We start from the raw sequence: 21,075 nt of genomic DNA, 5'->3' as shown, positions 1-21,075 counted from the left end.
AAATGAGATGTAGGCATCATCAGCACCTAATTTTAGATATTTTACCTGTCTACTTGACGAGGGGCATATCAAAAATTCAGATGCTTTTTTGTTTATCAGATTATACACAGTTCACAGCCAATCAAAAATGTGATATACTTAAAAAGCACTTTTTGTTATACAAATTAGGTATTTGCGAAACGGTTATAATATTATAATTAAATTGTGTAATGAATATGAATTGTTTTGTAAATATCTATTATACAAATATAATGGAGGAAACTATAAATGGGTAAGATTTTTAAATTCAATCAGGATGTTGATACTGACCAGATAATCGCTTCGCAGTATCTTCTCTTTCCTACAATTGATGAGATGAAAACACATACATTTGAGTCACTTGACCCTGATTTTGCGGCAAATGTAGAGCCGGGAGATTATGTTGTGGCTTCTGAAAATTTTGGATGCGGTTCTTCAAGAGAACAGGCACCAAGTGTTTTGAAAGCACTCGGAGTCAAGGCAGTTATAGCAAAATCGTTTGCAAGGATTTTTTATAGAAATTCGATAAATATCGGACTTCCGGTTATTGTCTGTAAGGATTTACATGAAAATGTAAATGCAGGTGATGAGATGGAACTTGATCTTCAGGAGGGTATCGTGCGTGTGGGTGATAAGGAATACCAGTGCACAAAACTTCCGGCATATATGCAGGGAATACTTGACCAGGGCGGTCTTATTGCATCATTAAATAAGGAGGATTAGGTTTATGGGAATGACGATTGCAGAAAAGATTATTGCGGCAGCCGCAGGTGTAAATGAGGTTAAGCCGGGAGATATACATACAGTAGAACTTGACAGACTTATGAGTAATGACGGAACAACACATCTTACGATAGATATGTACAACAAACTTAAGAATCCGCATATAGCAGATGTAAACAAACTTGTCTGGATAGTAGACCACAATGTTCCATGCGACAGTGTTAAGACGGCAGCTTCACACAAGAAGATGAGGGATTTTGCAAAGGAACATGGCATTAAGTTTTATGAGGGAGCCGGTGTATGCCATCAGATAATGATGGAAAATCATGTTACATCAGGTGAACTTATCTTTGGTGCTGACAGTCATACCTGTGCGTATGGTGCTGTCGGTGCATTTGGTACGGGTGTGGGTTGTACGGATTATCTCTATGCCATGGTTACAGGCAAGTCATGGCTTCTTGTTCCTGAGACACTCAGATTTAATCTTAAAGGAAAACTTAAGGACGGTGTTTATGCGAGGGATCTTATCCTTACTATTATAGGAAAGATTGGTGCTAACGGAGCTAACTATATGGCTATGGAATTTGGCGGTGAGGGACTTAAAACTCTCAATATGAGCGACAGAATATCAATCTGCAACCTCTGTGTTGAGGCTGGTGCAAAAACAGCACTTATGGAGGTTGACGATATAACGATTGATTATCTTAAGGAACATGGAAGAAAACCAAAGCACAGTTTTTCAAGTGATCCTGATGCAAAGTTTGCGAAAGTTTATGATATAGACCTCGGTGAGATTGAGCCAATTGTTGCAAAACCTCATTTTGTTGACAGCGTAGTACCTGCAAAAGAATGTTTAGGAACTCACATTGACGAGGCATTTCTTGGCTCATGCAATAACGGAAGAATAGAGGATTTACGTGCTGGTGCAGAGCTTATCAAAGGAAAGAAAGTTGCTCCTCTTGTTCGTTTTCTTGTGGTGCCGGCAAGTGCGGCAGTTTATGAGCAGGCACTTAAAGAGGGCATTATCGATACATTTATGGAAGCTGGGGCAATAGTTATGAATCCAAACTGCAGCGTATGCTGGGGAAGCTGTCAGGGTGTTATCGGTGAAAACGAAGTTCTTATAAGTACGGGAACAAGAAACTTTAAAGGTCGTGCAGGACATAAGGATTCATTTATCTATCTTGCGTCAGCCGCAACGGTGACGGCATCAGCGATAAAGGGCGAGATTACAACGGCTGATTTATTGTAGAAAAATCTGATGTTGCGGATATTGTTGTGATTAAATTTTAGAGTTGTTATTTATATTTTAAGATATAATTGTCAGTTTATGGCTGGTTATATCTTAAATATCGACAAAATGATTATTAATAAATTTAAAAATAAATATAGTATTTGTGAGAAAAAATAAAAATAATAGACTTAATACAAGTCTGAATATAACGAAAAGAGGAAAAATATATGGCACAGTTTAGTGGAAAAGTCTGGGTGCTCGGTGATGATATAGACACTGATATTATTATTCCGACTGAGTACCTTGCATTAGAGACAGTCAATGACATGGCACCATATGCGTTCTCACCACTCAGACCGGAGCTTGCAGCACAGATTAAGGAGGGTGACATTATCGTTGCCGGAAAGAATTTTGGCTGCGGTTCTTCGAGAGAGCAGGCCCCTGAGATTATAAAAGCACTTGGTATCAAATGCGTTATCGCAAAATCATTTGCGAGGATATTCTTTAGAAATTCAATTAACAATGGACTTTTACTTATCGAGAATGATAAACTTCACGATGATGTGAAAGAGGGTGACAGTGTTACGGTTACCGTAAATGAAAATATAGAGTACAACGGAAATAAATATCCTATAGCATCACTTCCGGATAATCTTGTTAAGATAATTGATGCAGGCGGACTTGTAAAAGCAATGCGTAAATTAAATGGATTAGACTAGGAGGAAAGTTATGGGTTCAACGATTATTGAAAAAATCATTAGAAATAATATCGGCAAAGAGGTTAAGCCGGGGGAGATAGTTACCGTAAATGTTGACAGAGTTATGATACATGACATTTTTATCCCATTTGTTGCCTCAAAGTTTGAGGAGATGGGATTTACGAAGATATGGGATCCCGACAAGGCGGTTCTTATATATGATCATCTTGTGCCGGCAAGTCAGGTTGATGATACAAGACATTTCCGCATTGGAAATGAATTTGTGGAAAAATATGGAATGAAAAATATCCACCGTTCAGACGGAATATGTCACCAGCTTATGACAGAAGCAGGATATGTTAAACCTGGAAACATAGTTTTTGGAACAGACAGCCATACTACTACATACGGATGTGTTGGTGCATTTTCATCGGGAATCGGTTATACGGAGATGGCAAGTATTCTTGGAACAGGAACGCTCTGGATTCGCGTGCCTGAGACTATCAAGGTCAATATAACAGGAAAACTTCCTGACAATGTGATGGCTAAAGACATTATCCTTAAACTTATCGGAGATCTCGGTGCTGACGGTGCGACATATAAGGCACTTGAATTTGCCGGAGATACAGTGGAAAATATGTCGGTGGCTTCAAGAATGTCAATGTCAAATATGGCAATCGAGGCAGGAGCGAAATGTGCATTATTTACACCTGACGAGAAAACGGCAGAGTATTGCGAGATAGAACTTACTGATGAGCAGAAAGATTTGGTCGGTGACAGTGATGCGGTTTATTCAAGAGTTATAAATTATAAGGCGGAAGATTTAGTGCCTGTTATGGCTTGTCCTTCAAATGTTGATAATGTAAAACCAATCTCAGAGATTGAGGGAAAAGAGATAGATCAGGTATTTATAGGTTCATGTACAAACGGAAGACTTGAAGATCTCATGGCAGCGGCAGAAATACTTAAGGACAAGCATGTAGCACCTTTTGTAAAACTTATCGTTACACCTGCAAGCCGCAAGATTTACAGACAGGCAGTAGAAAACGGAACGATGGAAATCCTTTCAAAAGCAGGTGCGATAATAACACATCCAAGCTGCGGACTTTGCTGTGGACGAACAGGCGGTATCCTGACGGACGGAGAGACAGTAGTTGCAACAAACAACCGTAATTTCCTCGGTCGTATGGGAACATCAAAAGTAGGTATCTACCTTGCGTCACCAAAATCGGCAGCAGCCTGTGCAATAGCAGGAAAGATAGTAGTACCAGAGGTGTAAACAGCAACATACCACAGTAAATGATATACATTATCAATAAACATATATACACACAGGTCTGAAATGTGATAATATATGCAAATAGTAAGTTATTGTTTGACAATAAACTAGACGATTTGTGTCTGTGCACACTTGACATAAATCTTATGTGTGAAATATTATATTTCACACTATGCACAAAAAACGTGTGCAGAAATGAGGATTAATATGGTTAAGAAAATAGCTGATAACGATATGAGTGAAGTTTTGGCAAGCAAATGTGCTTTAGTTGATTTTTCGGCTGCATGGTGTGGACCCTGCAATATGATAGGACCTGTAGTAGAGCAGTTGTCAGAGGAAAGAGATGATGTAGAGTTCTTTAATGTCGATGTTGACAAAAATCCTGACCTTGCAATGCAGTACAGAATCCAGAGCATACCTGCACTTGTCTTATTTAAAGACGGTGAGGAAACAAACAGAAGTATAGGCTTTATACCTAAGGATAAAATAGAGGAGTTTATCTCATAACCATATATTAGAATTTTTGACAGATGATATTTTTTAGTATCATGTAACGGCTTAAAAATATCTGTTATGTGGAAAATCATAAACATTTGTAATATATTGACAAAACAACAAAATGGACTGCCGCAGCAATGAAAATCCATACAGAATATAGATTATTTACTATAATATATATTCTGCATAAAATTTTCTTGCCGCGACAGTCCATTTATTTATATTTTATAAGATTAGAGATTAGCTGTTTAGCAAAAGTCTGGGGATTAACCCATTACAACAGTTACATCATAGTTTGTCTGTCCTTTTTCATAAGGAACAACAGTTGTATTTGTAAGCTCTTTTCCGTTTACAATAAGTTTTACAACACCCTTTTCAACCTTTGAAGGATTTTCAACTTTGATATTGTAGATTCCTTCACGATATTTACGAGTCATTGTGAATTCAGTTCCCATCTCAGAAGGGATACATGGATCTATGCTAAGACCATTTAATGTAGGTACTACACCGAGGATGTACTGTGAAACATTTACAAATGTCCATGCAGCAGTTCCTGTAAGCCAGCTGTTTTTAGCCTGTCCAAAGAAATGAGCATCTTTTCCGGCTATCATCTGAGAGTAAACATATGGCTCTGTGCAGTGAATTTCACTGATGTCCTCGATATAAGCAGGACAAGTTTTTTTGTAGATTTCAAAAGCTCTGTTTCCACGACCGATAACAGTCTCAGCACATGATACCCAAGGGTTGTTATGGCAGAAGATGCCAGCATTTTCTTTATATCCTGGTGGATAAGAAGAAATCTCACCAAGTTCTACATGATATTTTGTGTAAGCTGGCTGGAGTAATACGATACCATATTTTGTATCGAGCTTTTCTTTTACTGAATCGAGTGCCTTTTTAGCTTCACCAGTTTCAACACCGATGCCTGCAAGTACACAGAAGCCCTGTGGTTCGATATATATCTGACCTTCTTCACATTCCTTAGAACCAATCTTGTGACCATATGCATCGTATGCACGTACAAACCAGTCACCATCCCAGCCGCCATCAAGTACAGCATCGTTCATTGCTGCAACCTCTTTCATTGCACGGTCAGCTTCTGCCTGGTCACCAGTATAAGCACAGAGGTCTGCGTACTCTTTACCATATTTAACAAACATTCCACCGATAAATACTGACTCAGCAACAGGTCCTTCACTAGGTCCGAATGTCTGGAAAGATTCACCCGGATGCTCAGAGAAGCAGTTGAGGTTAAGACAATCGTTCCAGTCGGCACGTCCGATAAGTGGAAGGTTGTGTGGACCCTTGTGGTTTACGATGTAGTCGAATGAGCGTTTGAGATGTTCCATAAGAGTAACAGCTTTGCTCTCGTCATTATCAAAAGGAACCATTTCTTCAAGTATTGAGGTATCACCTGTCTCACGGATATATGCAGATGTTCCTGCGATAAGCCATAAAGGATCATCGTTGAAACCGCTTCCTATATCAGAGTTACCCTTCTTTGTGAGAGGCTGGTACTGATGGTAAGCACTTCCGTCTTCAAACTGTGTTGATGCAATGTCGATGATTCTCTCTCTTGCACGTTCAGGGATAAGATGAACGAAACCTAAAAGATCCTGGCACGAATCTCTGAATCCCATTCCACGACCGATACCTGATTCATAGTAAGAAGCTGAACGCGACATGTTGAATGTTACCATACACTGATACTGGTTCCAGATATTTACCATGCGGTCAAGTTTTTCCTCACTTGATTTAACAGTGAATTTAGAAAGAAGGCTTTCCCAGTCAAGTTTAAGTTCATCAAGAGCTGCATATACCTGTTCATCAGTCTGATATTTAGCGAGAAGCTCATCAGCAGGTTTTTTGTTGATGACATTTGGTGCGACAAATTTTTCATCTACAGGATTCTCACAGTATCCAAGTACGAAGATAAAGCTCTTTGTCTCATCAGGTTCAAGTGTGACATTTATCTGATGTGAACCGATAGGACTCCATCCGCTTGCTATAGAGTTGTGAGCTTTTCCTTCTTCAACAACTACAGGGTCAGATACACCGCGGTATGCTCCTAAGAATTCATCACGGCTTGTATCAAAACCATCTACATCAGCGTTTACTGAGTATACTGCAAAATGGTTTCTGCGCTCGCGGTACTCTGTCTTATGATATATAGTAGAACCGACTACCTCAACCTCACCGATATTTAAGTTACGCTGGAAGTTTGTCATATCATCCATGGCATTCCAGAGACAGAACTCAACATAAGAGAAAAGAGTGATAGTCTTTGGCTTAGATGATTTGTTTGTGAGTTTAAGCTGGTTTACTTCGCAGTTGTCATTAACCGGAACGAAAGCTAAAAGCGATGCTTCAATATCGTTTTTGCTTGATGTGAAACGGCTGTAGCCCATACCATGACGGCACTCATAAGAATCGAGGTCTGTTTTTACAGGCTGCCATCCAGGATTCCAGACAGTATCACCATCCTTTATGTAATAATAACGTCCACCCTCATCTGTAGGGATGTTGTTGTAGCGGTAACGTGTCAGACGGAGAAGTTTAGCATCTTTGTAGAAGCTGTATCCGCCGCATGTGTTTGAAATAAGTGAAAAGAAATTGCTGCTTCCAAGATAATTTATCCATGGAAGAGGTGTTTTAGGAGTTGTAATGACATACTCCTTATTTGGGTCATCAAAAAATCCAAATTTCATATTTTTCCTCCGTTCATATTAATTTTTAATAATCTCCACAAAATTATATTCTAAAAAAGAATTAAAAGCAATAATCATATAGCCTTATAATTTGCATAAGATATACATGAAAAAATTGTTTTTTGTATAGTTTTTGCAAAAAAAGGAGGTAATTGATATCAATTACAAAAAGATTATGATGTTTTTTGAAATTATGCTGTTTGCAATGACGATATGCTTAGCTGACATATTGTGTGGATGTGAGAAAAAAAATAAAAATGTAGAAAAAATGGGTGAAGAAGTCAGTGTGCTTGCTGACAAAGGAGAAAAAATGGACAAAAAAACTGCGTATCTTACATTTGATGACGGTCCAAGTTGTCTTACGGACAAATATCTTGATATTTTGGACGACGAGGGGGTTAAGGCAACATTTTTTGTTATAGGGCAGCAGATAGAGGGGGAATATAAAAAAACGATAAAAAGAGAGATAAGGCAGGGACATGAGATAGGAATACATACATATACACATGAGGCGGATGAGATATATTGCGACTGCCAGACATATTACAATGATGTAATGAAGGTGCGTGATGAACTTGAAAAAGGTTTTGGATATAAGCCAAAATTGGTAAGATTTCCTTGGGGAAGTGCAAACTCATACATAAGCAGTTATCGAAAGGATATTATAGAGAGATTTCAAAATGCAGGGCTTGGATATGCAGATTGGAATGTAAGTGCAGAGGATTCTGTCGGAAACCCGACAGGTGAGTCGGTTATGAAAAATATAAGAAAGGATTACGCAAAATATTGTGAACCTGTGCTTCTTATGCACGATTCAGGTTCAAACAAAGTTACATTATCTGTACTGAAAAATATAATAACGGAGTTAAAGGAACAAGGATATGCATTTGACACTTTGTCTAACAGAAGTAAAAAGTGTCATTTTTATGAATATTAAGAGTTGTAACAGTTCAGCCTTGTATTTTTTAAAGTTTATATTTATTTCATTTTCAGAAATCAAAGGCTATTCTACCATAAAAAGAGAATCAGTTAAATTATTTCTACATATTGATTTGCAAAAGGCTATGTGATAAGATTTAACCTGTATGTAGTAATTGCGGAGGAAAAATAGATGAAATATTTTGGAACAGATGGATTTCGTGGAGAAGCAAATGTAAATTTAAATGTTGTTCATGCTTATAAAGTTGGAAGATTTCTCGGATGGTATTATGGAAGAGAGCATAAAGCACGTATTATTATAGGAAAAGACACAAGAAGATCAAGTTACATGTTTGAAGATGCACTTTCTTCAGGACTTACAGCGAGTGGAGCAGATGTATATCTTCTGCATGTCACACCTACACCGAGTGTATCGTATGTAGTAAGAACAGAAGATTTTGACTGTGGTATCATGATATCGGCAAGTCATAATCCTTATTATGATAACGGTCTTAAAGTTATAAACGGAAGCGGTCACAAATTAGAGGCTGAAATCGAAGAAAAGATAGAAGCATATATAGACAGCCCTGAGGATACTATTCCTATGGCTACAAGGGAAAATATTGGCTGTACTGTAGATTATGCTATAGGCAGACACAGATACATAGGCTACCTTATGTCACTTGCCACTAGATCATTTAAAAATATCAGAGTAGGTCTTGATTGTGCAAATGGTTCGTCTTATTCTGTTGCGAAAGGTGTATTTGATGCACTTGGAGCGAAGACATATGCTATAGGCATGGAGCCGAATGGAATAAATATAAATGATGGCTGTGGTTCAACGCATATTGAAAATCTACAGAAGTTTGTGAAAGAGAATGACCTTGATGTAGGCTTTGCATATGATGGAGATGCTGACAGATGTCTTGCGGTAGATGATAAGGGAGAGGTTATTGACGGAGATGCGATACTTTATCTCTGCGGATGTTATCTAAAAGATAAAGGAGAATTAAATAACAATACTGTAGTCACTACGGTTATGTCAAATCTTGGTCTTTACAAGGCTCTTGAAAGGGCTGGTATAGCATATGAGCAGACAGCGGTCGGAGACAAATATGTAAATGCAAATATGATGGAAAACGGTCACTCACTCGGAGGTGAACAGTCAGGTCATATCATATTCAGCAAATATGCTGTTACTGGTGATGGTGTGCTCACATCACTTATGCTTATGGAAGTTATGCTTGAGAAAAAGGCAAAACTTTCCGAATTAAGAAAAGACTTAAAAGTATATCCACAGCTTCTTAAAAATGTACGTGTGGCAGATAAACCTGCCGCAAGAGAAGATAAGGATGTACAGGCAGCAGTTGACAAGGTTTCAAAAGAACTTGGCGATGAGGGAAGAATACTTCTCAGAGAGAGCGGAACGGAGCCTGTTATAAGAGTTATGGTAGAAGCTAAGACAGATGAACTTTGTGAAAAATATGTTGATGAGGTAGTTAAGGTATTATATGACAAAGGTCATGGAATTGATTAGTATATCAGTTGTTTGTCACACTGCATATATGAAAAGCAGTCAGATATCTGATAAATATGTAATTTGTCGTTAAAAATATCTTGCTTTTATTATGGTATTCATGATATATTATACAAATGGTGATTTACGGGAGATTTCCCGGCAATGTTAAGGAGGAAATATTAAAATGAGTGTACAGGTAGAAAAGTTAGAAAAGAATATGGCGAAACTTACAATTGAAGTTTCAAGCGAAGAGTTTGAAAAAGCAATTGATAAGGCATACAAGAAAAATAAAAATAAAATCTCTATTCCAGGCTTCCGTAAGGGAAAAGCTACTCGTGGCATGATCGAGAAGATGTATGGCAAGGGAGTATTTTATGAGGATGCAGCCAATGAGGTTATTCCTGATGCTTATGCTGATGCAGCTAAAGAAAGTGAACTTGAGATCGTTGCTCAGCCTGAGATCGATGTTACACAGATCGAAAGCGGAAAACCATTTATATTTACAGCAACAGTTGCACTTAAGCCAGAAGTTACACTTGGCGAATATAAGGGAATTGAAGTAGAGAAAAAAGAAGCTGAAGTTACAGATGAAGAAGTTGATGCAGAAATCAACAAAGTAAGAGAGTCAAATGCAAGAATGTTAGATATCGATGACAGAGCTACTCAGAATGGCGATACAGTAGTGATTGACTTTGACGGATATGTAGATGGAAAACAGTTTGAAGGTGGAAAAGCTGATGATTATACATTAGTACTCGGCTCACATTCATTTATTGACAACTTCGAGGAGCAGCTCGAGGGAAAGAACATCGGTGAGGATGTTACAGTCAATGTTACATTCCCAGAGAACTATCAGGCAGAAGAACTTCAGGGAAAACCTGCTGAGTTCAAAGTAAAGATTAAAGAAATCAAAGTTAAAGAGCTTCCTGAACTTGATGATGATTTTGCACAGGATGTTTCAAACTTTGACACAATGGCAGAGTATAAGGAAGACTTAAAGAAGAAACTTACTGAGAATAAAGAAGAAGCTCTCAAGAGAGAGAGAGAAGAATTTGTTATCGGAAAGATTATCGAGAATGCACAGATGGATATTCCAGAGCAGATGGTAGATGCACAGACACGCCAGATGACACAGGAATTTGCACAGAGACTTTCTTCACAGGGACTTTCAATCGACCAGTATATGCAGTTTACAGGTCTTACACCACAGAAGATGCTTGAAGAGCTTAAGCCACAGGCACTTAAGCGTATACAGAGCCGTCTTGTGCTTGAGGCAGTAGTAGCTGCTGAGAATATTGAGACATCAGAAGATGAGCTTAATAAAGAAATTGAAAACATGGCTTCAATGTATCAGATGGAAGTTGATAAATTAAAAGAAGTTATTGGCGAAGAAGAGAAAAAGCAGATCAGTCTTGACCTTGCAGTACAGAAAGCAGTTGAGATGGTTACATCTGCAGCAGTTGAGAAATAATTTTTAGCTTACGTCAGCCGATTTTAAGACAGATTATCTAGTGTGATACAGCACACTGTGTCATATACTCTTATATACAGAACTGGTAAATCATATGTGAGAGTGTATGACAATCATCTGACTGAACGGTTGGCGTTTTGCACTATATAAAGGGGGAACAAAGAATGAGTTACAGCATACCTTATGTTATTGAAAAAACAAGCGGAGGAGAACGCTCATACGATATCTACTCAAGATTATTGCAGGAGAGAATCATTTTTCTTTCAAATGAAGTAAATGATGACATTGCAAGTCTTGTTGTATCACAGCTTCTTTTCCTCGAATCACAGGATTCAACAAAGGATATACATCTTTATATAAACAGTCCCGGAGGTTCAGTGAGTGCCGGATTTGCTATTTATGATACGATGAATTATGTAAAGTGTGATGTTTCAACTATATGTATGGGACTTGCAGCAAGTATGGGGGCTTTCCTTCTCGCAGGAGGAGCAAAGGGAAAGAGGTTTGCACTTCCGAATGCTGAGATTATGATACATCAGCCATCGGGCGGAGCGAAAGGACAGGAAACAGAGATAAGGATCGTAGCAGAGCAGATTCTTAAGACAAGAGAGAGATTAAACCAGATACTTGCAGAAAATACAGGAAAGCCTCTTGATGTTATTGCCGCAGATACAGAGAGAGATAATTATATGACTGCATTAGAGGCTAAGGAATATGGTCTTATTGATGAGATAGTAACAAATAGAAAATAAAATTAATGTTCAGGGGAGGTCGAAATGGCAAACAAAAAAGATGACGCAAAATTAAAGTGTTCTTTTTGCGGAAAAACTCAGCAGCAGGTTCGTAAACTTATAGCAGGGCCAAATGTGTATATATGTGACCAGTGTATAGAACTATGCTCAGAGATTCTTGATGAAGAGCTTGGAATGGAGAACGAAGAATATTTCGACGATAGTGATATTAATTTACTTAAACCAAAGGAAATTAAAAGTTTTCTTGATCAATATGTCGTAGGACAGGATGATGCTAAAAAAGTATTGTCGGTTGCGGTGTATAATCACTATAAAAGAGTGCTTTCAGAAAAAAACATGGATGTTGAGTTACAGAAAAGTAACATTATGATGGTAGGACCTACAGGTTCAGGAAAAACATTTCTGGCTCAGACACTTGCAAAGATACTTAATGTTCCATTTGCTATTGCAGACGCGACAGCACTTACAGAGGCAGGTTATGTTGGTGAGGATGTCGAGAACATACTTCTCAAGATAATCCAGGCAGCAGATTATGACCTTGAGCGTGCAGAGCATGGAATTATTTATATAGATGAGATAGATAAGATTACCAGAAAAGGTGAGAATGTTTCTATTACAAGAGATGTATCAGGAGAGGGTGTTCAGCAGGCACTTTTAAAGATTCTTGAGGGAACTGTTGCAAGCGTTCCGCCACAGGGTGGAAGAAAACATCCACATCAGGAGTTTTATCAGCTTGATACAACAAATATATTGTTCATATGCGGTGGTGCATTTGATGGTCTTGAAAAGATAATAGGAACAAGAATAGGACAGAAGTCTATCGGATTTAATGCAGAGATAGCAAATGAAAAAGATGATAATATCGGAGATCTTTTCAGACAGGTTCTTCCAGAGGATTTTGTTAAATTTGGAATCATTCCTGAACTTATCGGACGTCTTCCGATAAATGTGGCACTTGATCTTCTTGAGGAAGAGGCTCTTGAAAAGATTCTTGTTGAGCCTAAGAATGCTATTACAAAACAGTATAAGAAGCTGCTTGAGCTTGATGGTGTAAGACTCAGCTTTGAGGATGAAGCTATCAAGGCTGTTGCTAAACTTTCGTTTGAAAGAAAGACAGGAGCGAGGGGACTTCGTGCTATCATGGAGGATGTTATGACAGATGTAATGTATGAGATACCATCGGAAGATGATGTAAAGGAATGTGTCATAACAAAAGAAGCTGTTTTGGATGGAGAATCACCAAAGCTTATAATGGATGATGATGAGATAAAAATGATTTCTTCAAAGCAGGATGGGCAGAGTGCATGATATAATTCATATTATAAAATTAAAATCAGAGGGATTACTTGTTAATCCCTCTTTTTTACTATATAATACTGTATGAGTGTGTTCATGATATGTATTAAAGGTCAGAGTACATTTAGCGAAACTTGAAGTCTGGAGGAATTAAAGTGGAACAAAATATAGATAATAATGAAAATTATTCAAATGACAATGTCGGGAATATAGAAAGTTATACAGGTGTGCCGGTCGTTACTTTGAGGGATGTAGTAGTATTTCCTGAAACAACAGTATATTTTGAAGTTGGCAGGGATGCGACTGTAAAGGCTGTAAATGAAGCGATGCATGAAAAACAGTATGTTTTTGCCGTTGCCCAAAAGGATCCTAAGGTAGAACATCCCAAAAAAGATGATTTGTTTGAGGTGGGAACACTTGCACAGGTCAAACAGCTTGTAAGCATGCCGGGAAATATTGTAAGAGTGATAATAGCCGGGCAGAAGAGGATGAGGCTTGAAAATCTTGAGTTTGATGATGGATATTACAAAGCTGATCTTGAAGAACTCGCAGAGACAAGACAGGTAAGTTATGATATTGAGACGATAGCACTTATAAGAGGCTTGAAAGATCTGTTTTCGGTCTATGTGAATGAGCGTGGAAAGGTAAATCAGAATGTTGTTCAGGAGATTATGGACTGTACTGATCTGAACAGTCTTATAAATCAGATCGCTACAAGCATACCGGTTAATTATCAGTTTAAACAAAAGATTCTTAACGAGCAGGATATATACCAGAGACATGAAGATATTTCTGTGATATTGAGCAGGGAGATAGGCATACTGCGTATTCAGGATGATGTTGCGAGAAGAGTTAAATCGCAGGTAGAGAAAAATCAGAAAGAGTATTATCTTCATGAACAGATAAAGGCTATTCATAAGGAACTTGGGGATGACGATTCAGAGACGGACGCAGACAGATACAGTGAGCAGCTTGAAAAGCTCAAGGCTCCAAAAAAAGTTAAAAAGAAAATAGCTGAGGAAATAAAAAGGTTTAAACTGACAAATTCAAATTCATCAGAAAATGCAGTTATCAGAGGTTATATAGAGACTCTTCTGTCGATTCCATGGAAGAAGGCAAGTGATGATAATACCGATATAGGAAATGCCGAGAATGTTTTAAATGAAGACCATTATGGATTAAAAGATGTAAAAGAAAAGGTTATCGAGTGTCTTGCTGTCAAAGCGATAAAAAAGGACGGATACAGTCCTATCATATGTCTTGTCGGACCGCCTGGAACCGGAAAGACATCTATTGCAAAGTCTATCGCAAGAGCCATGAACAGAAAATACATAAGGATCTGTCTTGGAGGTGTCAGGGATGAAGCTGAGATAAGGGGACACAGGAGAACTTATGTCGGAGCTATGCCGGGACGCATCATTGCTGGAATAAGAAATGCAAAAGTAAAAAATCCGCTTATCCTATTTGATGAGATAGACAAGATGGGAGCTGACTATAAAGGAGATCCATCGTCAGCACTTCTTGAGGTTTTAGACCCTGAACAGAACAAGAATTTTTCAGATCATTATGTAGAACTTCCGGTAGATCTGTCACAGGCAATGTTCATATGTACTGCCAATTCGCTTGATACGATTCCGAGACCGCTTCTTGACCGTATGGAGATAATACATCTGTCAGGCTATACGGAGAATGAAAAATTTCATATAGCCAAAAAATATCTTGTTCAAAAACAGATAAATGCCAACGGATTGACAAAAGAACAGTTTAATATATCTGACAAAGCCATTTATACGGTTATACAAAATTACACAAGAGAGGCAGGCGTGCGAGGGCTTGAGAGACAGATAGGAACTTTGTGTAGAAAAGCAGCAGTCGAGATAGCAAAAGATCCTATGGCTAAAGTCAGGATTTCAAACAGGAATATTAAAAAGTTCCTTGGAAATTATAAATATATGCTTGATGCTGTCTCAGACAGACCACAGGTCGGTATAGTAAGAGGTCTTGCATGGACTTCTGTCGGCGGCGATACTCTGGAGATAGAAGTGAATGTTATGAAAGGAAAAGGGGCATTGCAGCTTACAGGAAAACTTGGTGATGTCATGCAGGAATCTGCAAGAATAGCATTATCATATGTCAGGTCACAGCTTACTGATATCGTTGCACCTGATTTCTTTGAAAAGCATGATATACATCTTCATGTTCCGGAGGGGGCGGTTCCAAAGGACGGACCTTCTGCTGGAATCACTATGGCTACAGCAATGTATTCGGCCTGTACCAATAAAAAAGTCAGAGCTGATGTGGCGATGACAGGAGAGATCACACTGCGTGGAAGAGTTTTACCGATAGGCGGGCTTAAAGAAAAGATACTTGCGGCAAAAGCTGTCGGTGTTAAACTTGTACTCGTGCCTGAAAAAAACAGAAAAGATGTAGAGGAATTTGACAGCGAGGTTACAGAGAATATTGATATCAGATTTGTAACAGAAGCACCTGAAGTATGGAAACTTGTATTAGAGGAATAGGAGCAATATGAAGATAAAAAGTGTTAATTTGGAAACCGTATGTGGCATAACAAGTGTGCTGCCTCAAAATGATAAGGTTGAAATAGCATTTGCCGGGAGGTCAAATGTGGGAAAAAGTTCTCTTATAAATGCGTTGATGAACAGAAAGGCGTATGCGAGGACATCCTCACAGCCGGGAAAGACACAGACGATAAATTTTTATAATATAAATGATGCGTTATATTTTGTTGATCTGCCCGGATATGGCTTTGCCAAAGTATCAAAAGATACCGTTGCAAAGTGGGGAAAGATGATAGACAATTATCTTGAAAATTCAAAGGTTCTGCGTCTTGTATTTCTTTTAGTAGACATAAGGCATAAGCCAAACAGCAATGATATACAGATGTATGACTGGTGTATAGAGTATGGTTTTAATCCTGTTATCATCGCAACTAAAGAGGATAAAGTAAAAAGATCTCAGAAGGCAAAACTTATCAAGGATATCAAGCAGACATTAAATGTTGTTGAGGGGACACCGGTGATTCCTTTTTCTGCACTGAACAAAAACGGGAGAGATGAGATAATGGAGTATATTGATCTTGTGTACGAGGGTTTTAATGCGGAAAGGGAATAGATAATTATAATAAAATAATGACAAAAGTCAGGTCAGGAGGTAAAGTTTTGAGTAACAGAAGATATGGTAAGATACTGTTGGGTATGTTTTTAATTGGATTTATGGTTTGTTTTATGTGTAAGGATGCATCAGCATTTGGAAATCTGTTAAAAAGCGAAGATACAAATGTATTTGCGGGAACTGTCATAAATCTCAGGGATTTTGTTGACGATACATACATGCTTGACAACTATGGTGAGGATTACAGCAAGGATAATGACGAACAGTTACTTTCATATCAGTTTAATATAGCTAACAGGAACAGTGATTGTGCAGAACTTGATAGTGATGGAAATCTTACGACAAAAAAGCCGGGAACGGTTATCGTTGATATTAAGTTTTCTTATAAAAATGTCTTTTCTATAGTTCCATTTACAGTCAATATAATGGAGCCTGAAAAGTTAAATGTAAGTTATGGAAAGTCATCAGATATAGAGGCGGCATCAATTTATGATACAAATGATTATACTTTTTCAGCGGATAAGGATAGTGTTACAGTAAGCGATAGCGGAAAGGTCACTGTTCAGGGATTTAAGGATTCAAAAATATATGCCAAAGGGAAAAAGGGCGAAAAGATAGAGGTTGCAAATGTTTCAGTAAATATGCCTAAATATACAGATGATGTAGTTGTAAGAGCTGTGGGAACAGAGCCTTATACACCTCAGATAAATGATTATACGAGTTTATCTGATGATGAGCCTATAAAATGGTCTTCCCAGAATGAAGATGTAATGAAGGTTACAGACGGAAAACTCGAAGCAACAGGAATAGGAAATACTAATGTTAAGGCGACTATCACTGCCAAAAACGGTGATGTGGAAAATATAGAAGTGCCTGTAACAGTTACAGATCCTGTTATTCCTGACAGTAAGATGGTAATTGCTGTTGGTGGTAAAAAGGCAATGAAATTGCAGGGAATCTGCGAGAGCAGTGCAGTAGCACTCACAAAATCTACAACTAATAAAGTTTCTCTTACTGATGATGGAAAATTGTATGCATCTGCGAAGGGAAAAGACAGCATAACTGTTTCTGTTGATGGCAAAGAATTAGATTGTGATGTTACAATAACAAATCCTTCTTTAAAGACAACTAATATAGTCACATATAAAGGTGGAAAAAGAAAACTTGCAGTTACAGGAACTGTTGAGGACAGTGTTGTAAGTTTTCAGTCAAAAAATGCATCTGCTGCAGCGATAACAGAGGATGGAACAATAAATGCAAAAAGTGTAGGACATGCTAAAGTAGTTGCAAATGTAGACGGAAAAAAGATTACGGCAAATGTTGAGATTGCATCTAAAAATGCATATAATGCAGCTCAAAAGGAAATTGCAATATCAAAGACAAAAACGAGATACAGCCAGGCAAGAAGAATGTCGGGAAGCAATTATGACTGCAGTTCTATAGTGTGGAGAACTTATAGAAGATATGGTGTGAATTTTGGTGTTAACTCATCTTGGGCACCTACGGCAGCGAGCATGGGATACTGGTGTCAGAAAAATAATAAAGTTATCTATAAAACAGGAGTGTCATCGTCAAAACTGCTGCCAGGAGATATAATATTCTATTCATATCAGAAAAATGGAAGATATAAGAACATAAGTCATGTTGAAATGTATGTTGGAAACGGAAAGAGTGTTTCAGCAAGCAGTGCACACAACAGAGTTATCCATTATGCATATAAAAACAGATCTGTAGTAATGATTGCAAGACCGACAAAATAGTGGTACATTATATTAGTAAATAAAAAAAGTGGAGGCTAAGTATAATGAAAATAGTCGTTTTAGCAGGTGGTATCAGCACTGAGAGGGATGTTTCACTGATTTCGGGAGCAGGTATCTTAAAGGCTTTAAGAGAGAGAGGTCATCAGGCAATACTTCTTGATGTGTTTCTCGGATATAAAAAAAGAGGCGATGATGTAAGTAACATTTTTGATAAGTCAGATGAGATGGATGACCATGTTAATGATATACAGGCAGTCGATCCGGATATCGAAGCGGTTAAGAAAATGAGGGACGGTGACGAGAAGGGACTGTTTGGACCTAATGTCATTGGGATATGCCGTCAGGCTGACATTGTATATATGGGACTTCATGGTGCTGATGGTGAGAACGGAAAGGTTCAGGCTGCATTTGATATTCTCGGAATAAGATATACGGGTTCTGATTATCTTGGAAGTGCACTTGCTATGGATAAGGGAATGGCAAAGAAAATATTTTTGCAGAGCGGTATCCCTACACCAAACGGTTTCAGCATGAAAAAAGCCCATGTCACAAAACTTCCTGATGAGATAGGCTATCCTTGTATTGTAAAGCCGTGCTGCGGAGGTTCAAGTGTAGGCATGAGCATTGCCAAAAATGAGGATGAATATAATAAGGCATTGGAACTTGCATTTAAGTACGAAGATGAGGTAGTGGTCGAGGAATACATAAAGGGAAGAGAGTTTTCTGTTGGTGTTATCGGTGGAAAGAGTCTCCCTATCATTGAGATAATTCCAAAGTCAGGTGTCTATGACTATGAGACAAAATACCAGCCGGGAATGGCAGAGGATGTTTGCCCTGCCCCACTATCAGACGAGATAACTGATAAAATGCAGACCTATGCAATTGATGTGTACAGGGAACTTAAACTCGGCTCTTATGCTAGAATAGATTTCCTTCTCGATGCGGATGACAATATGTATTGTCTTGAGGCAAACACACTTCCGGGAATGACAGCCACAAGTCTTCTGCCACAGGAAGCAAAAGTTCTTGGAGTCGAGTACGGAGTTTTGTGTGAGCAGGTTATCGCACAGGCACTTGCTGCATATAATGGTAAGACAGAAGAACTTCCGGCATCTGGCACAAACAGTCATTATGGAAAAGATGACTTGAAGGCACTGTAACAGTTCGGCCTTTTATTTCAGAAATGAAAGGTTATTCTACCATAAAAAGAGAATTTAGCGTACAATGAACAAGCTCATTGTATTGTCGATTATCTTTTTATGGCTGAACTGTTACTAAAATTGAGATAGAGTGAAGTAAACTGCCGGTAGAGTATTCTGCCGGCAGAAAAATTTTAGAAGGGAATTTTAGTCATAATGAAGAATCTTACATTAAAGAAAATAGCTGAAATCTGTAATGGAAAACTTTATGCAGATGAAAGCATAGAGAATATGGAAATCTCATCTATCACGACAGACAGCAGAAAAATTGAAAAAGACTGTATGTTTGTTGCGATAAAAGGCGAGAGAGTTGATGGTAATAAATTTATAAACGGGGCATATGAGGACGGTGCCATTGTTTGTCTTTCTGAGGATGAGCCTGATAAAAATGGTATAGATATTTCAGAAAATAAGGGGTATATAGTAGTAAAGTCATGCTTTCAGTCATTGAAAGATATAGCTGAGTATTACCGTGAGGTGATGAATACAAAGATAGTGGGCATTACAGGAAGTGTTGGAAAGACTTCCACGAAAGAGATGCTTGCGGCGGTTATGTCTGAGAAGTTTAATACATTAAAGACGCAGGGCAATTTTAACAACGAAGTCGGTGTGCCGCTTACATTGTTCAGGCTCAGGGAAGAACATGAGCTTGCCATTGTTGAGATGGGCATAAGTGACTTTGGCGAGATGTCAAGGCTTGGAAAAATCGTTAAGCCTGATATGTGCGTTATCACAAACATTGGTCAGTGCCATCTTGAAAATTTAGGTGACAGGGACGGAGTGCTTAAAGCAAAGACGGAGATATTTGATTATCTCAAAGAGGGTGGAAAGGCTTTTCTTAACGGTGATGATGATAAACTTGCCACTGTTAAAGAGGTAAACGGTTTAAAGCCTGTTTTCTTTGGATTTGACAAAAAGAATAATATATATGCGGAAGATGTAGAGTCAAAAGGACTTGCGGGAACTGTGTTTACGGCAGTCACACCGAAAGGAAAGATGAGACTTCGTGTAAATGTTCCTGGACACCACATGGTATCAAATGCCCTTGCAGCAGTTGCCATAGGTCTTGAACTGGGGCTTGATGAAAAGCAGATAGCGGCAGGAGTAGCAGCATTTAAGCCTGTATCAGGTCACAGCAGTATCGTGGAGACAGACAGATTTACGATAATGGATGACTGTTATAATGCAAATCCTGTTTCAACAAAAGCCGGTCTTGATGTGCTTGCAGAGGCAGAGGAGCGAAAAGTTGCGATACTAGGTGATATGTTTGAACTTGGAAGTGACGAGAGAAAGCTTCATTATGAGGTTGGTGAGTATGCTGTCAGCAAAGGCATCGACTGTATCGTGTGTGCAGGGGAACTTGCAAAAGAATATTATGACGGTGCAAAGGCAGCAGGAAAAACAGAGGGATTATATTATTTTGCCACAAGGGATGAAGCTATAGATAAATTAAAGGACATAGTAAAAGAAAATGATGCGATACTTGTAAAAGCATCGCACGGAATGAAATTTGAAAAGATAGTTGAAGTTTTAAAACAGATGTGATAGAATAGTTTGCGTTAAAGCTGTTATGCTTAACATAAATATATGAATATATTATTAAAGTTTAAAGGCTGTGAATGTGTAAAGTAGTCATATATCATTCATTCAGAGAGAAGATGTCCCCGGCTGAAAGCATCTTTATGTTACGTTTTATGATGAATTTCCCACAGGAGCTTCACTGTTGAATTTTATTATTATTGTTACATCTGGTAATATTTTAGTAGATAGTGACGGGTTTAGCGACCGTTATCCGCAAATTGAGAGTTTATGTATATATTTTTATCGTTTGTTCATGCACAGGCATGAGAATGATAATATATCACATGAA

At 38.2% G+C, this 21,075-nt stretch carries 16 protein-coding genes and 1 other annotated feature (1 of these 17 running past the window's edge); of the genes, 15 read left to right on the top strand and 1 reads right to left on the bottom strand.

Translation table 11 applies throughout. The features are described 5' to 3' along the window. The first annotated feature begins 267 nt into the window (after window positions 1-267). The 5 genes from leuD to trxA all read left to right on the top strand — a co-directional run bounded on the left by leuD (window position 268) and on the right by trxA (window position 4,459). Window positions 268-741 carry a 3-isopropylmalate dehydratase small subunit gene (gene leuD / locus KQI69_RS06215; RefSeq protein ID WP_216564479.1) on the top strand — a complete coding sequence of 158 codons (474 nt, stop codon included), beginning with the start codon at window positions 268-270 and terminating at the stop codon, window positions 739-741. A gap of 4 nt (window positions 742-745) precedes the next feature. Further along, window positions 746-1,993 carry a homoaconitate hydratase family protein gene (locus KQI69_RS06210; RefSeq protein WP_216564478.1) on the top strand — a complete coding sequence of 416 codons (1,248 nt, stop codon included), beginning with the start codon at window positions 746-748 and terminating at the stop codon, window positions 1,991-1,993. A 209-nt stretch (window positions 1,994-2,202) separates the two neighbouring features. Further along, window positions 2,203-2,694, top strand: a complete 492-nt coding sequence (locus KQI69_RS06205) for a 3-isopropylmalate dehydratase (RefSeq protein WP_216564477.1) — start codon at window positions 2,203-2,205, stop codon at window positions 2,692-2,694. Window positions 2,695-2,704: 10 nt separating this feature from the next. Then, window positions 2,705-3,952: a 3-isopropylmalate dehydratase large subunit gene (locus KQI69_RS06200; protein WP_216564476.1), complete on the top strand. Its 1,248-nt coding sequence runs from the start codon at window positions 2,705-2,707 to the stop codon at window positions 3,950-3,952. A gap of 150 nt (window positions 3,953-4,102) precedes the next feature. After that, window positions 4,103-4,459: a thioredoxin gene (trxA, locus tag KQI69_RS06195; protein ID WP_371818753.1), complete on the top strand. Its 357-nt coding sequence runs from the start codon at window positions 4,103-4,105 to the stop codon at window positions 4,457-4,459. A 257-nt stretch (window positions 4,460-4,716) separates the two neighbouring features. Here the strand turns inward: trxA and KQI69_RS06190 are convergent, their stop codons facing one another. Beyond that, the gene (locus KQI69_RS06190) at window positions 4,717-7,158 is read right to left on the bottom strand and encodes a GH36-type glycosyl hydrolase domain-containing protein (RefSeq protein WP_216564474.1); all 2,442 of its coding nucleotides are present in this window, start codon (window positions 7,156-7,158) and stop codon (window positions 4,717-4,719) included. A 178-nt stretch (window positions 7,159-7,336) separates the two neighbouring features. On the opposite strand from KQI69_RS06190, the gene KQI69_RS06185 reads away from it, so the two are divergent. The 10 genes from KQI69_RS06185 to murF all read left to right on the top strand — a co-directional run bounded on the left by KQI69_RS06185 (window position 7,337) and on the right by murF (window position 20,750). Then, on the top strand, window positions 7,337-8,095 hold the full coding sequence (locus KQI69_RS06185; RefSeq protein WP_216564473.1) for a polysaccharide deacetylase family protein: 759 nt from the start codon (window positions 7,337-7,339) through the stop codon (window positions 8,093-8,095). A 174-nt stretch (window positions 8,096-8,269) separates the two neighbouring features. Then, window positions 8,270-9,613 carry a phosphoglucosamine mutase gene (glmM, locus tag KQI69_RS06180; protein ID WP_216564472.1) on the top strand — a complete coding sequence of 448 codons (1,344 nt, stop codon included), beginning with the start codon at window positions 8,270-8,272 and terminating at the stop codon, window positions 9,611-9,613. A 166-nt stretch (window positions 9,614-9,779) separates the two neighbouring features. Further along, window positions 9,780-11,066 carry a trigger factor gene (gene tig / locus KQI69_RS06175; RefSeq protein ID WP_216564471.1) on the top strand — a complete coding sequence of 429 codons (1,287 nt, stop codon included), beginning with the start codon at window positions 9,780-9,782 and terminating at the stop codon, window positions 11,064-11,066. 164 nt (window positions 11,067-11,230) lie between these two features. Then, window positions 11,231-11,818 (top strand): ATP-dependent Clp endopeptidase proteolytic subunit ClpP, encoded by a 588-nt coding sequence (gene clpP / locus KQI69_RS06170; RefSeq protein ID WP_216564470.1) that lies wholly within the window; start codon window positions 11,231-11,233, stop codon window positions 11,816-11,818. 24 nt (window positions 11,819-11,842) lie between these two features. Then, window positions 11,843-13,126 carry an ATP-dependent Clp protease ATP-binding subunit ClpX gene (gene clpX / locus KQI69_RS06165; protein WP_216564469.1) on the top strand — a complete coding sequence of 428 codons (1,284 nt, stop codon included), beginning with the start codon at window positions 11,843-11,845 and terminating at the stop codon, window positions 13,124-13,126. A gap of 143 nt (window positions 13,127-13,269) precedes the next feature. After that, the gene (lon, locus tag KQI69_RS06160; protein ID WP_371818752.1) at window positions 13,270-15,633 is read left to right on the top strand and encodes an endopeptidase La; all 2,364 of its coding nucleotides are present in this window, start codon (window positions 13,270-13,272) and stop codon (window positions 15,631-15,633) included. A gap of 7 nt (window positions 15,634-15,640) precedes the next feature. Then, window positions 15,641-16,246 (top strand): ribosome biogenesis GTP-binding protein YihA/YsxC, encoded by a 606-nt coding sequence (yihA, locus tag KQI69_RS06155; protein ID WP_216564468.1) that lies wholly within the window; start codon window positions 15,641-15,643, stop codon window positions 16,244-16,246. A gap of 47 nt (window positions 16,247-16,293) precedes the next feature. Then, window positions 16,294-18,006: an NlpC/P60 family protein gene (locus tag KQI69_RS06150; RefSeq protein ID WP_216564467.1), complete on the top strand. Its 1,713-nt coding sequence runs from the start codon at window positions 16,294-16,296 to the stop codon at window positions 18,004-18,006. Window positions 18,007-18,050: 44 nt separating this feature from the next. After that, entirely contained in the window at window positions 18,051-19,166 is a 1,116-nt protein-coding gene (locus tag KQI69_RS06145) for a D-alanine--D-alanine ligase (RefSeq protein ID WP_216564466.1), read from the top strand. 195 nt (window positions 19,167-19,361) lie between these two features. Beyond that, window positions 19,362-20,750, top strand: a complete 1,389-nt coding sequence (murF, locus tag KQI69_RS06140; protein ID WP_216564465.1) for a UDP-N-acetylmuramoyl-tripeptide--D-alanyl-D-alanine ligase — start codon at window positions 19,362-19,364, stop codon at window positions 20,748-20,750. A gap of 61 nt (window positions 20,751-20,811) precedes the next feature. Continuing rightward, window positions 20,812-21,075: a binding site (T-box leader), on the top strand; it runs 49 nt beyond the window's last position.

Source organism: Eubacterium sp. MSJ-13 (assembly GCF_018918235.1).
Lineage (GTDB): Bacteria > Bacillota > Clostridia > Lachnospirales > Lachnospiraceae > Butyribacter.
The sequence above is the reverse complement of the archived record's forward strand: the minus strand, read 5'-3'. Positions and strand labels throughout refer to the sequence as shown.